The organism is Comamonas brasiliensis (genome assembly GCF_018292285.1).
Lineage (GTDB): Bacteria > Pseudomonadota > Gammaproteobacteria > Burkholderiales > Burkholderiaceae_C > Comamonas > Comamonas brasiliensis.
Map to the genome: position 1 here is coordinate 210937 of NZ_JAANES010000005.1, position 14098 is coordinate 225034.

Annotated in this window: 13 protein-coding genes; 6 read left to right on the forward strand and 7 right to left on the reverse strand. The window is 63.9% G+C overall.

All coding sequences use genetic code 11. From position 1 onward, the window contains the following. The first annotated feature begins 450 nt into the window (after positions 1 to 450). Positions 451 to 1734 (forward strand): YihY family inner membrane protein, encoded by a 1284-nt coding sequence (locus DJFAAGMI_RS20110; RefSeq protein WP_249334623.1) that lies wholly within the window; start codon positions 451 to 453, stop codon positions 1732 to 1734. Between the two features lie 129 nt (positions 1735 to 1863). Here the strand turns inward: DJFAAGMI_RS20110 and DJFAAGMI_RS20115 are convergent, their stop codons facing one another. Beyond that, positions 1864 to 2220, reverse strand: a complete 357-nt coding sequence (locus DJFAAGMI_RS20115) for an Mpo1-like protein (protein WP_211458655.1) — start codon at positions 2218 to 2220, stop codon at positions 1864 to 1866. Positions 2221 to 2472: 252 nt separating this feature from the next. Here DJFAAGMI_RS20115 and DJFAAGMI_RS20120 point away from each other — a divergent pair, with 252 nt between their 5' ends. Then, complete coding sequence (locus DJFAAGMI_RS20120; protein ID WP_211458657.1) at positions 2473 to 3285, forward strand: alpha/beta fold hydrolase; 813 nt, start codon at positions 2473 to 2475, stop codon at positions 3283 to 3285. On the opposite strand, the gene DJFAAGMI_RS20125 is transcribed toward DJFAAGMI_RS20120, so the two are convergent. The 4 genes from DJFAAGMI_RS20125 to DJFAAGMI_RS20140 all read right to left on the reverse strand — a co-directional run bounded on the left by DJFAAGMI_RS20125 (position 3271) and on the right by DJFAAGMI_RS20140 (position 6772). Then, positions 3271 to 4158, reverse strand: coding sequence for a PoNe immunity protein domain-containing protein (locus tag DJFAAGMI_RS20125; protein ID WP_211458659.1), 888 nt, complete (start codon positions 4156 to 4158; stop codon positions 3271 to 3273). The genes DJFAAGMI_RS20120 and DJFAAGMI_RS20125 overlap by 15 nt on opposite strands. 17 nt (positions 4159 to 4175) lie before the next feature. Then, on the reverse strand, positions 4176 to 4985 hold the full coding sequence (locus DJFAAGMI_RS20130; protein WP_211458661.1) for an alpha/beta fold hydrolase: 810 nt from the start codon (positions 4983 to 4985) through the stop codon (positions 4176 to 4178). Between the two features lie 66 nt (positions 4986 to 5051). Then, entirely contained in the window at positions 5052 to 5474 is a 423-nt protein-coding gene (locus DJFAAGMI_RS20135) for a GNAT family acetyltransferase (protein WP_211458663.1), read from the reverse strand. Next, a complete protein-coding gene (locus DJFAAGMI_RS20140) occupies positions 5474 to 6772 on the reverse strand; it encodes an O-acetylhomoserine aminocarboxypropyltransferase (protein ID WP_211458665.1) in 1299 nt (432 codons plus the stop codon). Before DJFAAGMI_RS20140 ends, DJFAAGMI_RS20135 begins: the two co-directional genes overlap by 1 nt. 254 nt (positions 6773 to 7026) lie before the next feature. On the opposite strand from DJFAAGMI_RS20140, the gene DJFAAGMI_RS20145 reads away from it, so the two are divergent. Continuing rightward, positions 7027 to 7479, forward strand: coding sequence for a CBS domain-containing protein (locus DJFAAGMI_RS20145; protein WP_003053381.1), 453 nt, complete (start codon positions 7027 to 7029; stop codon positions 7477 to 7479). A 68-nt stretch (positions 7480 to 7547) separates the two neighbouring features. Here the strand turns inward: DJFAAGMI_RS20145 and DJFAAGMI_RS20150 are convergent, their stop codons facing one another. Next, complete coding sequence (locus DJFAAGMI_RS20150; RefSeq protein ID WP_249334580.1) at positions 7548 to 8828, reverse strand: citrate synthase family protein; 1281 nt, start codon at positions 8826 to 8828, stop codon at positions 7548 to 7550. A gap of 171 nt (positions 8829 to 8999) precedes the next feature. Between DJFAAGMI_RS20150 and DJFAAGMI_RS20155 the strand changes: the two genes are divergently transcribed. The 3 genes from DJFAAGMI_RS20155 to DJFAAGMI_RS20165 are packed head-to-tail and all read left to right on the forward strand — an operon-like array spanning position 9000 to position 13467. After that, complete coding sequence (locus DJFAAGMI_RS20155) at positions 9000 to 10454, forward strand: CoA transferase (RefSeq protein WP_211458667.1); 1455 nt, start codon at positions 9000 to 9002, stop codon at positions 10452 to 10454. 29 nt (positions 10455 to 10483) lie between these two features. Next, the gene (gene aroC / locus DJFAAGMI_RS20160) at positions 10484 to 11581 is read left to right on the forward strand and encodes a chorismate synthase (RefSeq protein WP_211458669.1); all 1098 of its coding nucleotides are present in this window, start codon (positions 10484 to 10486) and stop codon (positions 11579 to 11581) included. A gap of 50 nt (positions 11582 to 11631) precedes the next feature. Further along, complete coding sequence (locus DJFAAGMI_RS20165; protein WP_211458671.1) at positions 11632 to 13467, forward strand: bifunctional metallophosphatase/5'-nucleotidase; 1836 nt, start codon at positions 11632 to 11634, stop codon at positions 13465 to 13467. Positions 13468 to 13597: 130 nt separating this feature from the next. Here the strand turns inward: DJFAAGMI_RS20165 and nrdR are convergent, their stop codons facing one another. Further along, complete coding sequence (gene nrdR / locus DJFAAGMI_RS20170; protein ID WP_087081895.1) at positions 13598 to 14080, reverse strand: transcriptional regulator NrdR; 483 nt, start codon at positions 14078 to 14080, stop codon at positions 13598 to 13600. Between the last annotated feature and the right edge of the window lie 18 nt (positions 14081 to 14098).

A 14098-nucleotide genomic window follows, 5' to 3' on the forward strand; every position in this document is an offset into this window, starting at 1 on the left:
CAAGCCAGGCCGGTGACCGAGGACAGGGAGCTGTCGGCGCAGCCGGCTTCGACGGACGCGCCTGCAGCAGCGCAGGCAGCGGGTGCAGGGCCGCTCGATCAGCGCCAGGAGCCCAGCCTCGATGGTCCGGGCCTGCCGCTGGAGCCGGTGTTCGAGCCCTTGGACGAGCCTGACCGCAGCATGGGCCTGCCCGAGCCCGTTCCGGCTCCGGCGGTATCGCCTGCGGCAGCATTCAGCACGGGAGCTCAGGGCTGGACCAGCTATTCCACGCCGAATGCGACGCCAGCCCAGGCCCAGAAGGCGGAGCATGCTTGCGTTTCAGGAGTCGCCGACAGTCCTGACCCGCGCCCGGAGCGCGTTGCCCAGAGCCCGCGCAGCAGCAGACTCGACAAGGCCAGGGCGCTGGCGGCTAGCTGCAAGGATCTGGCCGGGCGCATCCCCAAGCCCCAGATGCCCAGCCGGCAGGAGCTCAGGACTGAGCTGCGCCGCAGAAGCCGCCGGGCGCAGCAGCGCCTGCGCACCTTCCCCTGGCACAACACGGCCCAGGTGCTGCTGGCGCGCTTCAAGGAAGACCGGCTGGGCGTGACTGCCAGCAGCCTGACCTTTACCTCGCTGCTGGCGCTGGTGCCGTTCTTTACCGTGGCGCTGGCTCTGTTCACGGCCTTCCCGATCTTTGGCAAGGCGCAGAAGGTGCTGGAGCGCTGGCTGATGGACAGCCTGATTCCCGAGACCATTGCGCGCCAGGTACTGGGCTATCTCACCCAGTTCGCTTCCAAGGCCAGCCAGCTGGGCCTGGTCGGCTTCTCCATTCTCATGGTCACGGCGATTGCGCTGATCCTGACCATAGACCGCACGCTCAACAACATCTGGCGCGTGCGCCAGCTCAGGCCGCTGGGCCAGCGGGTGCTGATTTACTGGGCCGCGATCACGCTGGGGCCGCTGCTGCTGGGCCTGAGCCTGGTGCTGTCGTCCTATGTGATGTCGGCCTCCAAGGGCCTGGTCAACGCGCTGCCGGGTAGCCTGCGCTTTGTATTTGACTCCATAGAGTTCGTGGTGCTCGCGGCTGGCATGGCCGGGCTCTACCACTATGTGCCCAACACACCGGTGCGCTGGCGCCATGCGCTGGTAGGGGGCGTGTTTGTGGCCGTGTTCATGGAAGTGGCCAAGAAGGTGCTGGGCCTCTATCTGTCGTCCGTGCCGACCTACTCGGTGATCTACGGCGCGTTTGCCACGCTGCCGATCCTGCTGATCTGGATGTATGTGGCCTGGAGCATTGTGTTGCTGGGGGCTCTGGTCACGGCCTATCTGCCCACTGTGCTCACCGGCGTGGAGCGCATGACGGGGCACCGCGGCTGGCAGTTCGAGCTGGCCGTCGAGGTGCTGCAATGCCTGGCCAAGGAGCGCGAGCTGCCGCACAAGGGTCTGTATGTGCACCAGCTGTCGCGGCGCCTGCGTGTGGAGGCCTCCCAGATTCAGCCCGTGCTGCAGGCGCTGGCCAAGCTGGACTGGGTGGGGGCCGTACAGCCGCCCGATGCCTATGTATCGCTGGAGAGCACCGAGCCGCGCTATGTGTTGCTGGTCGACCCGCAGGCCACGCGGGTAGAGCCTCTGGTGCAGAGCCTGTTGCTTGAACCGTCCGAGGCGGTGCGGCCTCTGTGGCAGCGCGCCCAGCTCGATGCCATGACCGTGGCGGAGTTGATTGCTGCTCCTGGCGGAAATATTCATAGAGTTTGATGACTGAAAACGAATATCTATGAATATATGGGCGGGCGCTCGGGCCGCCGATGGCAGGCGGCGCATGAATCCATGAGCAGCGTTTAGCTGTCCACAAAAGAGGTCAATGGGCGTGCCCGGGACGGGGTGCTACATCTTGATGCGGCCCAGCAGGATGTCGCGCCACATCATCCAGTCGCCCAGAAAGCTGTAGAGCGGGCGCTTGAAACTGGCGGGCCTGTTTTTCTCAAAGCCGAAATGCCCCACCCAGGCAAAGGCATAGCCGCAGATCAGGCCTGCGAGCAAATACCACCAGTCGCCCGTCAGGAACAGCGCCAGCAAAAACACCAGCGACAGGCTGGTGCCTATGAAGTGCAGCCGTCTGCAGGTGGCGTTGCTGTGCTCGCCCAGGTAGAAGGGGTAGAACTCGGCAAAGCTCCTGAACTGGCGCGGATCGACACTGGCTTTGACAGCGCCGTCCGGTTCTGAGGTCGTGGTCTGTGACATGGCGAACCCCGGTGAAGTGGATGCTGTTTTTATACTGCCGACCGCCCGGGCGGGCCAGCGGGTTAGCGAGTGCTGCCAAGTCGCCGCAAGCGCGCTTCGTCACCTGAACGACAGGCTGCATACGGCAAGACTGCGCAAAATCGGCCAGATTCGCCATTTTTGCGGCCACTCTCGCCACCGGTCCGGCTTCTGTCCGCGCACTCTTGCTAAGGTGGCAGCACCATCCCTAGTTCTTCAACCCAGACACTGCCCATGTTTGACGACACCATGCCGCCCGTTGTGATCAGCTCCAGTGAAACCCGTGTTCAGACGCCCGACGGGCAGCTGCATGTCAAGCGCTGGCAAGCGCAGGGCGGGGCCGCCAAGGCACCACTGGTGCTGATGCACGACTCGCTGGGCAGTGTCGATCTGTGGCGCGAGTTTCCCGCCCAGCTGGCTGCGGCCACCGGGCGCGAAGTCATTGCCTATGACCGCCTGGGCTTCGGCCATTCGGACCCCAATCCGCATCGGCTTGAACCCAGTTTTGTGGAAGGCGAGGTTGAAGCCGGTTTCGCGCCGCTTCACCGAGAGTTGGGCCTGGGCGATTTCGTGATGCTGGGACACAGCGTGGGCGGCGGCATGGCGGCCATGGTGGCTGCTGCGTATGGACGGCAATGCCAGGCGCTGATTACCGAGTCGGCGCAAAGCTTTGTCGAAGACCGCACGCTGCAGGGCATCAGGGCGGCGCGTGACAACTTTGCCCAGCCCGGCCAGCTGGAGCGGCTCGCTCGCTACCATGGCGACAAGGCGGCCTGGGTGCTGTCGGCCTGGGTGGACACCTGGCTGAGCCCGCCTTTTGCGCATTACCGGCTGGATGCGGCCTTGAAGCAGGTGCATTGCCCGGTGCTGGCGATCCATGGCGAGCTCGATGAATTCGGCTCCCTGGTGCATCCGGAGAACATCTGTACCTGGGCGCAAGGCCCTTGCGAAGCGGAAATCATCGCCGGCGGCGGCCATGTGCCGCACCGCGAGCTGCCCGATCGCATCAGCGGCCGCATCGCGGCTTTCCTGTCAAGAATCGCCTGACTCAGCTTGATCCAGGCGACCGAGGGCGTAGTCGACCAGATCGGCCGGATAGTGCGGGCTGGCGCGCAGGGCGCTGTCATCCCAGCCGTAGAGCACGGCCAAGGCGGCGACCTCGAGTGCCCAGTAGCCCGTGCCCAGCCATGGGCCGCCTTTTTTCTGCTGCTTGGGCGAGAGCTTGTGGAACTCCTGGTACTGGGTTTGCAGATAGGGCAGCAGTGGGTCAGGCAGGGCTTCGAGCTGTTCGAAAAAAGGCCTCATGGCGCCGTAAGGGCGCTTGTGGAAAAGCTCCTCGCTGACCTGCTGCAACTGCAGGCCGCCTGCGCACAGGTAATCCAGCAACTGGTCGGTATCGAAGGCCAGCACATGCTCATCAAGCGCCGGCACGTCGTCCTGTGCATCCAGCAATGTGGCCAATGACAGCAGGGTCACGGCAATGGCGTACTCGTCAGTGCGCGTGTTGATGGGTGCAGCGACGCCATAGTCCGCGCCGGTTTCCTGCCCCATGCTGGCACGCGCATGCTCGGCCACCGAGGCAGCATCAATCCACAGCGCGGCCACTTCCTGGTAGATGGGGCGCAGCACATCACCGCTCAGGCCCAGATCGATGCCATAGATCAGCAGCCAGCGTGCCTGCTCGCCCACTTCCTTCCATTTCCAGTAGTTTTCAAGCGCGGCATGTGCCTTGAAATCCTGGGGTGCTTGATAGCTATCGCTGCCAGCAAAGCGCTTGAGCGCGCTCAGTGCCTCCTTCCAGTCGGCTTTTTTGTCGCTCAGGTGGAGATTGCGCCGGGGCTGCAGACCGTTCAGTGAAATCTTGGCCCATTCGGCGCAGGCGTCAGCCAGTTGGCCGTGGTGCTGGAAGGTTTGGCTCATGGCCCAAGCTTAATGGCCTACGCAGCCAGAAAATCCCGAATCGCAAACAGCGTCGCGTCCGGTGACTCCGTCATCTGGTTGTGGCCGTTGGGGATGATCTGAACCTTGGTGGTCTTGCCTGCGCCCCTGGCTGCATCGATCAGTCCCTTGGCTGCCTTGGGCGGGGTCATCTGATCTTGCTCGCCCAGCACAAACAGAAGCGGGCAGCTGACCTGGGTCATGGCGGCTTCGCCACCTGCATAGCTGTCGCAGGCCTTGAAGCCCGCATGCAGCAGATTCGTGCCCGTGTTGCTGGCCAGCACGCGGCGGCCTAGGGCCATGCCGGCGCCAAATACCCAGCTGCCCGCGCCATTGGGCGGCGCCAGCGTGGCGCGCGAGAAGGTGTTGACCATCTGTATGGCTTTCTCGGGCGTATTCAACGCCGACTCCAGCAGCGCGGGAGAGACCTTCATGGGAAAGGCCGTGCCCACCAAGACCAGATGGCTGATGCGTTCCCGCAGCCCGGCCGCAGTCTCCATGGCAATCAGGCTGCCCCAGCTATGGCCTATCAGGGCAGCGCTGCGCAACCCGGCCGCATCCATCAGGGCGCCGATGAAGCTCGCGGCCTCTTCGACAGTTTGCGGGGCCTGGCCGCCGCTTCTGCAATGGCCGGGCAAATCGATGGCCAGCACGTTCCAGCCGTGATTGGCCATATAGCGGCTTTGCAGTGCCCAGACGCTGTGATCGCAGAGCACGCCGTGGATGAAAATGGCCGTGGGCTTGGCCGCATCGAAGGCCTTGCCGCCGGTGTAGGCGTAGATATTGGCCTTGTTGACTTCTAAAAACATAGCTGTCTCCGCAGTATGGGTAAGCGCTAGAGGCTGTTTTTTATATAAATAGGCGATGCAGGCGGCTCAAAGATCGGGAATCAGCCGCTTGCCCAGGCTCAGCGTCCGGTCGTCGGTATAGCCCAGTCTTTCGTAGAAGGCGAGCACCGCTTCATTGCCCGCACGCACCTGCAGGTTGAGCTTGGGGCAGCCCAGTTCGCTCAGCGTCTGTTCGGCGCGCTGCATCAGCTGGCGTGCATGGCCCCGGCGCTGATGCGCAGGGTGCACGGCCAGGTAGTTGATCCAGCCGCGGTGGCCGTCATAGCCGACCATGATGCTGGCGATGATCCGGCCATCCGCGTCGCAGCCCAACCAGAACAGGTCGGGCGAGACGCTGAGCTTGCGCGCAATGTCCTTGTGCGGATCGTTCCAGGGGCGGGTCAGCTCGCAGTCTTGCCATAGCTGGACGACGGCCTCTGTGTCTGCCGGCGTGAAGGCTCGAACCTGCATCAGACGGCTTTCTCGGCCGCCTTCAGCGCGCGCTTGAGGTCGTCGATCAGGTCGTCGGCGTCTTCCAGTCCGATCGACAGGCGGATCGTTCCCTGGCCTATGCCGGCCTGGGCGAGAGCCTCGTCGCTCATGCGGAAATGCGTGGTGCTTGCAGGGTGGATCACCAGCGAGCGGCAGTCGCCCACATTGGCCAGATGGCTGAAGACCTTCAGCGTTTCGATGAATTTCTTGCCCTGGTTGCGGTTGCCGGCAATGTCAAAGCTGAACACCGAGCCGGCGCCGCGCGGCAGCAGCTTTCTGGCCAGGACGTGCGAGGGGTGGGTCTCCAGCATGGGGTGGCCCACGCGGCTGACCAACGGGTGGCTGGCCAGGAACTGCACCACCTTTTCGGTGTTGCGCATATGGCGTTCCATGCGCAGCGGCAGGGTCTCGATGCCCTGCAGGATCAGCCAGGCGCTGTGCGGGCTCATGCAGGCGCCGAAGTCGCGCAGGCCTTCGCGGCGGGCGCGCAGCAGGAAGGCGCCGGTGGTGGACTCCTCGCTGAACACCATGTTGTGAAAGCCGTCATAGGGTTGGGTCAACTCGGGAAAGCGCCCCGATTTTTCCCAGTCGAAGTTGCCGCCATCGACGACGATGCCGCCGATCACCGTGCCGTGGCCGGACAGGAACTTGGTGGCCGAGTGGTAGACGATGTCCGCGCCGTGCTCGAAAGGCTTGATCAGCCAGGGCGAAGTCAGCGTCGAATCGACCAGCAGCGGCACGCCGGCCTCGTGGGCGATCTGGCTGACGGTGGGAATGTCCAGTACATCGAGGCCGGGGTTGCCCACGGTTTCGCCAAAGAACAGCTTGGTGTTGGGGCGCACCGCAGCCTTCCAGCCATCGATGTCGCCTGGCTTGACGAAGGTGGTCTCTATGCCGAAGCGCGCCAGCGTGTAGTGCAGCAGGTTTTGCGAGCCGCCATACAGGGCCGTGCTGGCCACGATATGGCTGCCCGCGCCCATCAGCGTGGCAATGGACAGGTGCAGCGCCGCCTGGCCGCTGGCCACGGCAATCGCGCCCACGCCGCCTTCCAGGGCCGAGACGCGTTGCTCAAGCACCGCATTGGTGGGGTTGGAGATGCGGCTGTAGACATGGCCGGGGCGTTCCAGATTGAACAGGCTGGCCGCGTGGTCGCTGGATTCGAAGACGAAGGAGGTCGTCAGATGGATGGGCACGGCGCGTGCGCCGGTGGCGGGGTCGGGCTGGGCGCCTGCATGCAGGCTCAGGGTGTCGAAGCCGGGGTCAGAGTAACCGGGCATGTTGTGTCTCCATGGCTGGTATTGATTGACGCAATGTGTGATCGAGCAGGCAATCAAAGATCAATTTGGTCGAATAGACGATTAAATATGTAGAGATTCATATGTTTCGTCATTGTTTTAGTTTTTCTCAATGCAAGCCATTGTGGGCTATATTTGTGCACGCACCTGCATTCTGTGCAAAGCGATGCCGCATGTGCTGACACATGCAGGACAAAAGCTGCCACAGCGTGCCAAACAGACTTCGGAGAACAGCAATGAAAGTTAGTGACATCCTGCGCGTCAAAGGCAATACCCTGTACACGGTGTCGCCCGATGAAAGCCTGGCCGCAGCGGTGCAGGTGATGTCGGAGAAGGACATCGGCTCGCTGGTCGTGATGGATCACGGCGATGTGGTGGGCATGCTCACCTTCCGCGAAGTGATCCAGGGCTTTGTGAAGACCGGCGGCGTGGAGAATATTTCCGTGCGCGGCGCCATGGACGACGCGCCCATGACCTGCACCATGGAAACCGATATGGACGAGGTGCGCCGCATGATGCTGGATCGCCATGCGCGCTATATGCCGGTGATGGACAAGCGCATGCTGATGGGCGTGATCTCGCTGTATGACGTGGCCAAGGCCGTGGTGGACAGCCAGAACTTCGAGAACCGCATGCTCAAGGCCTATATCCGCGACTGGCCCGAAGGCGAGCGCCAGGGCGCGGAGTAATGACTGCGCAGCAGTTCTGCATCTGAGTCAGGCGGCCTTCGGGCCGTTTTTTGCGGCCCGAAGGCCGCCTAGAAGCGGATGATGCGGCCGAGCTGCGTGGGCGCTGCCTCCACGTCTGTAGTGGGCTGGGCGCCGGTGTATTGCGCGCGCGGTCGTATCAACTGGCCCGTAGCCTGCTGCTCCAGCGCATGGGCGATCCAGCCCGCGGTGCGGCCCAGGGCAAACAGCACAAAGGCCGCGCCTGGCGGCAGGCGCAGGGCGCGTTCAATGGCCACCAGGCTGTAGTCCAGACTGGGGTGTAGTCCAGTGGTCGCATGGACCTGGTCGATCAGGTTTTCGCGCTGGGAGTCAAATGGCAGCAGGGCCAGCAGGTAGGCGCTGCGCGGGTCGCCTGAAGGGTAGAGCGGGTGGCCAAATCCTGCCAGGTAGTGCGGTGTCTGACCGGTCTGCGTGGCTTCCAGCAAGGCCAGCAACGAGGCTGCCAGGGGTGTCTTGGGCGGTCTGCCATGCCATTCCTCCCAATGAGCACTGATGTGCTGGGTCATGCCGCCATGCAGTGGGCCGGACAATGCGGCCAGCCCTGCTCCGACGCTGGCGTGCAGGCTGGCGCCGGTGGACGCAACCACGCGTGCTGCAAAGCTGGATGCATTGAGCTCATGGTCGGCGCACAGTACCAGGGCGCTACGCAGCACATTGGCGGCATCGACGTTGGCATCAGCATCTGCATCGATCTGCCAGCTGGCGGCCAGGCGCTGATGCAGTGGCACAAGCGTCACAGGTTGCGCAGATGGCTTTGAACTGGATGCGCTGGCTGGTGGCGGCAGACCCAGCAATACATCTCCCATGCAGTGAAGCAGTGCCAGATGATTTCCCGGCACCGTTGCCATGCCAAACCATGTGGCCAGTGCCTGTGCCGCGCAACGGGGCATGTGACGAGCCCCCCGCATTGCCGGTGGCTCATCGACCCCGGCGGGGCCTGCGCTGCCTTGCTGCCAGAGCAGCATTGCGGTTTCTTCCAACGTGGCGCTCTGTGCCAGTTGTACGGCGCTGTGGCCGCGGTAGTAAAGCTGTCCGTCGCGCACCAGGGTGATGGCCGAGTCCAGCACTGCCTGACCCCAGTCTAGGGTGGATTGGGCCAGTTGTGCGGGGTTGCGCACGGCCTGCCGCTGGCGCACGAGACGCTGTACATCAGACAGCAGGTAGACGGTGCCGCGCCTGCCGGCCAGTCGTTGAGCCTTCAACAGGCCGCGACTGGCATAGCTGTAGAGGCTGGCGCGCTGCACCCCCAGCATGGCTGCAGCTTCTGCCGCCTGCAGCCATGGGGAGGAGGAGGGCATATCAGCGGACATGGGCAGTCGATCAGGCGATCAAGGGTGATGGCCTTGCATCGTAGCGCCTGCCGATTGGTTGATGGCGAGTGTGTGCTGGCCGCAGTCGATTGGCCCAATCAAGATTGACGGCCATGGACCATGGCGCGTGCAATGCAAGACATGGGTTTACGGCGCTTGCCAGGAGTTTCGATGTCTACAACCAGTCTTTGCTGTTCTTCTTCCGCAGCGTCCGCACAGCGGGCTCGTGCAGCGCTGCAGCAGCAGTGGGAGTTGGCCGGTTTGCCAGCACAGGCCTTATCGCAGCTGCAGTTGACGGGCAGGGCTCGCGGCTTTGTCAGCAGCTTTGCCGTGGTGGATGCTGTGCAGGCCAGCGTGGCCGCGGCAGCGCTGGCGGCCACGCAGATAGAGCAGCTGCGTCAGCCCCGTCGCCCTGTGCAAGTGGTGACGGTGGATGCCCAGCATGCGGCATTCGAGTCCAGCGGCTATTTCACCCTGGATGGACGAAGGCCTGACCAATGGGCGCCAGTCTCCGGTCTGTATGCCTGCGGCCAGGCGGTGGGCGAACCAGGCTGGGTTCGTATTCATGCCAATTTCGATCATCACCGCGACGGGGCGCTGGCCTTGCTGGGGCTGCCCGAGGGCGCAGCCACTCCACGCGAGGCCGTGGCTCAGGCTCTGGCCCATTGGCGTGCGCAGGACTTCGAGACACAGGCAGCCGTCCGTGGCTTGCCGGTGGCCGCATCGCGCAGCCATGCCCAGTGGCAGTCATTGGGCCAGGAAGATGAGGTGGCCGGGGCTGCGCTGGTGCAGATAGAGCGAGTGGGCGATGCTCCAGCATTGCCCTGGCCGGGACTACAGAACGGGCAGCGGCCGCTGGCGGGGTTGCGGGTGCTGGATCTCACGCGCATTCTGGCCGGGCCGGTTGCAGGGCGTACTTTGGCCGCCTATGGCGCGGATGTGATGCTGGTCAACAGCCCGCATTTGCCCAATATCGAGGCTATTGCCGATACCAGCAGGGGCAAGCGGTCCACATATGCGGATATGAATGAGGTCGCAGGACGCGATGCCCTGAGCATGCTGGTAGGGGGTGCCCATGTCTTCATGCAGGCCTACCGCCCCGGGGCTTTGCAGGCCAAGGGCTTTGGCACGGAGCAACTGCTGCAGATGCGGCCCGGGTTGGTGGTGGCCGAACTTTGCGCCTATGGATGGGAGGGGCCATGGGCCGGGCGGCGCGGCTTTGATTCTCTGGTGCAGACGGCCAGCGGCATCAACGAGGACGAGGCCGCCGCGCATGGCTCGGCCCAGCCCCGCGCGCTGCCCATGCAGGCGCTGGACTATGGTGCAGGGTTCTGGCTGGCCTTTGGCATAGAGACCGCCTTGCTTCGTCAAGCGCAACAGGGAGGGAGCTGGCGTGTGCGTGTCACCCTGGCTGGTGTGGCGCACTGGTTGCGTGGCTTGGGGCGGGTGCAGGTAGCGGGCCATGCCTGGACAGAGGCCAGGCCTGATATCGCGCCCTATCTGCAGACATTGGACAGCGGCTTTGGCAGGTTGCAGGCCGTGCGTCACAGCGCCAGGTTCTCGCACACGCCGGTGGCCTGGGACCATGCATCCATGCTGCCCGGCAGCAGTCAGCCGCGGTGGTGAGCAGGCGCTGCAGGCATAATTGACGGTCTATGAGCGGCAATACCTTCGGCACAATTTTCACGGTCACCAATTTCGGTGAGTCCCACGGTCCGGCCATTGGCTGTGTGATTGATGGCTGCCCCCCGGGCATGGCCTTGAGCGAGGCGGATATCCAGCATGATCTGGATCGGCGTCGCCCAGGCACCAGCAAGTTCGTCACCCAGCGCAACGAGCCCGATGCAGTGGAGATTCTCTCCGGCGTGTACGAGGGCAAGACCACGGGTACGCCGATCGCCCTGCTGATCCGCAACACCGATCAGCGCAGCAAGGATTACTCCAATATTGCGCAGAGCTTTCGCCCCGGTCATGCCGACTATGTCTATTTCCAGAAGTACGGCATCCGTGATCCGCGCGGCGGCGGTCGCTCCTCGGCACGTCTGACGGCGCCCACCGTGGCCGCAGGTGCCGTGGCCAAGAAATGGCTCAAGGAAAAATTCGGTACCGAGTTCCGCGCCTGCATGACCCAGATCGGCGAGCTGTCCATAGGCTTCGAGAGCTGGGAGCATGTGCCTCACAACCCCTTCTTCGCGCCCGTGGCCGATGTGAGCCGTTTCGAGGAATACATGGAGCAGCTGCGCAAGAGCGGCGATTCCTGCGGCGCGGCGCTGCGTGTGAACGCCAGCAATATGCCGGTCGGCCTGGGCCAGCCTCTGTATGACCGCCTGGACGCCGACATCGCCTACGCCATGATGGGCCTGAATGCGGTCAAGGCCGTGGAGATCGGCGCAGGCTTTGATAGCGTGGCCCAGCGTGGCACCACGCACGGCGACTCGCTGAGCCCCGAGGGTTTCCGCAGCAATAACGCGGGCGGCATCGTGGGCGGCATCAGCACCGGCCAGGACCTGGAAGTGCGCATCGGCATCAAGCCCACCAGCTCCATCATCACGCCGCGTGAGTCCATCGACGTGCACGGCCAGAGCACCGAAGTCATCACCAAGGGGCGCCACGACCCTTGCGTGGGCATTCGTGCCGCGCCGATTGCCGAGGCGCTGCTGGCGCTGGTGGTGATGGACCATGCGCTGCGCCACCGCGCGCAGAATGCCGATGTGGATTCCGGCCTGGTTCCGATTCCGGCCTCGGCCAGCTGACATCACCCAGACCTTTTTGTGCGTTACAAGCTCTGACTCAGGAGAGTCCGATGGTTGCAACCGACAAAAAACCGGATCAACGCCAGTCTCGCGCCCTGTCGCCAGGCTGGCGTTGTGCTTTTCACAAGGTCTCAGCTCCCCTCTGCGCTGCGCTGCTCGCATTGGGTTTGAGCGCCTGCAGCGGTGGTGTGACAAGGCCTGCCAGCATGGAGATCACCGTGCTGGGCTTCAACGACCTGCACGGCCATCTGGAGCCGCCCGGACTGGCGGTGACGGCGCAGAACGCGCAGGGCCGGAACGTTGTCGTGCCCGCTGGCGGCGTGGCCTACATGGCCCGGGCCATCGCCCAGCGCCGCCAGGCCAGTCGCCATGTGGCGCTGGTCACGGCAGGGGACATGATCGGGGCTTCGCCCATGGTCTCGGCGCTGTTTCTCGATGAGCCGACGATAGAGGTGCTCAATCTCATGCGGGTGGACTTTGCAGCCACCGGCAATCACGAATACGACCAGGGCGTAGCCGAGTTGCTGCGCATGCAAAACGGTGGCTGCGAGAAGTTCACCAGCAAGCAGCCATGCCAGATCAGCCAGCCCTTCAGGGGCGCGCAGTTCCCGTTTCTCGCTGCCAATACGCTGCGCGGCGACGGCCGGCCGCTGTTTCCCGCGACGGGGCTGAAGTTCTTCGAGCAGGACGGTCTGCGCATAGGCGTGGGCTTCATCGGCATGACGCTCAGGAACACGCCGCATATGGTGCGGCCCAGCGGGGTCAGAGGGCTCACATTCGCCGACGAGGCACAGACGGCCAATGCGCTGATCCCCCAGCTGCGTGCGCAGGGGGCCGATGTGATCGTGGTGCTGATCCATGAGGGCGGAGCCACCACGTCGGGCCTGCAGGACGATAGTTGCCAGGGCCTGTCCGGCGCTATCGTGCCGATTCTGGAGCAGCTCTCCAGCGAGGTCGATGTGGTGATCTCCGGTCATACCCACCGCTCCTATGTGTGCGATTACGCCAGGGTGAATGCCCGCAAGCCGTTCTTGCTGACCAGCGCGGGTCAGTACGGCACGCTGCTGACCGAAGTCAGACTGACGGTGGATGCGCGCACACGCCGCGTCAGCCGCAAGTCGGCGCACCAGACCATCGTGCAGGGCGAGGCCTATCGCAGCGCTGGTGGTCAGGTGGGCTTGCAGCCCGAGTTTCCGGTCTTTGACGCCGATGCCGACGTGGCGGCGCTGGTGGCGCGCTACAAGGCTGCGGCGCGGCCGCTGGCCGAGGCCGTTGCAGGGCGGCTGGCCGGACCTGTCAGCCGCATGCCGCAAGCCAATGGCGAAAGCGTAATGGGGCGCATCGTGGCCGACGCCATACTTGCGGCCACGCGCGATGCCGCTGCGGGCGCAGCGCAACTGGCATTTGTGAACCCCGGCGGTGTGCGCGCCGACCTGCTGCCCGCAGCCGACGGCAGCGTGACCTATGGACAGTTGTTCAGCGTTCAGCCGTTCGGCAATACGCTGATGGTGATGAGCCTGACGGGCGAGCAGATTCGCCAGGTGCTGGAGCAGCAATTCGACAGCGGCAGCAACACCGTGAATGCGCCGCGCATCCTGCAGGTGTCCGAGGGCTTCAGCTATCGCTTCGACCGTCGCCGGCCCGCGGGCCGGCGCGTGAGCGAGCTGCGTCTGAACGGCCGGCGGCTAGAGATGTCGCAGCGCTACCGCGTGGGGCTGCAGAGCTATCTGGGCAGCGGCGGCGACAACTTCAGCATCTTCGCGCAAGGCATCGATGTGGTAGGCGGCATGCCGGATCTGGATGCCCTGGCAGAGCATGTGCGCGAGCAAAGCCGCAGCGGTCCGATGGCACTACCTTTAAAGGAGCGCATTACGCGCGTTCATTAAGGAAATCAGATAAAAATCTATCTGATATCCTTTGAAATCATGCGCCAGGTGCTCATGAGTTGATAGCGGATGTCTGCCATCAAGTGCATAAAACAAAAGCCACCCGAGGGTGGCTTTGTCATGGCGGCGGTCAGGCCTGGGGCTTTCTGGCGGCCTTGGCCTTGGGACTGCGAACCTCATCCATGATGTTCTTGAAGTCGTCCACATCCTCGAAGCTGCGGTATACGCTGGCAAACCGGATATAGCCGACCTTGTCCAGGCCCTTGAGTTCATCCATCACCAGCTCGCCAAGGCGGCTGGAATCGATTTCACGCTGGCCCAGATTGAGCAGCCTGTCCTCGATGCGCTCTATGGCCGCATCAATGAGTTCGGTGCTCACGGGGCGCTTGCGCAGCGCGATCTGAAAAGAGCCTTGCAGCTTGGCGCGTTCGTACTCGATACGGCGGCCGTCTCTCTTGACCACGGTCGGAAAGCTGACCTCGGGGCGCTCGTAGGTCGTGAAGCGCTTGTCGCAGCCGCCGCAGCGGCGGCGGCGGCGGATGAAGCCCCCGTCCTCGGACTCGCGGGTCTCAACCACTTGCGTGTCCGGATGGTTGCAGAAGGGGCACTTCATGACAGATCAGCGCAGCAG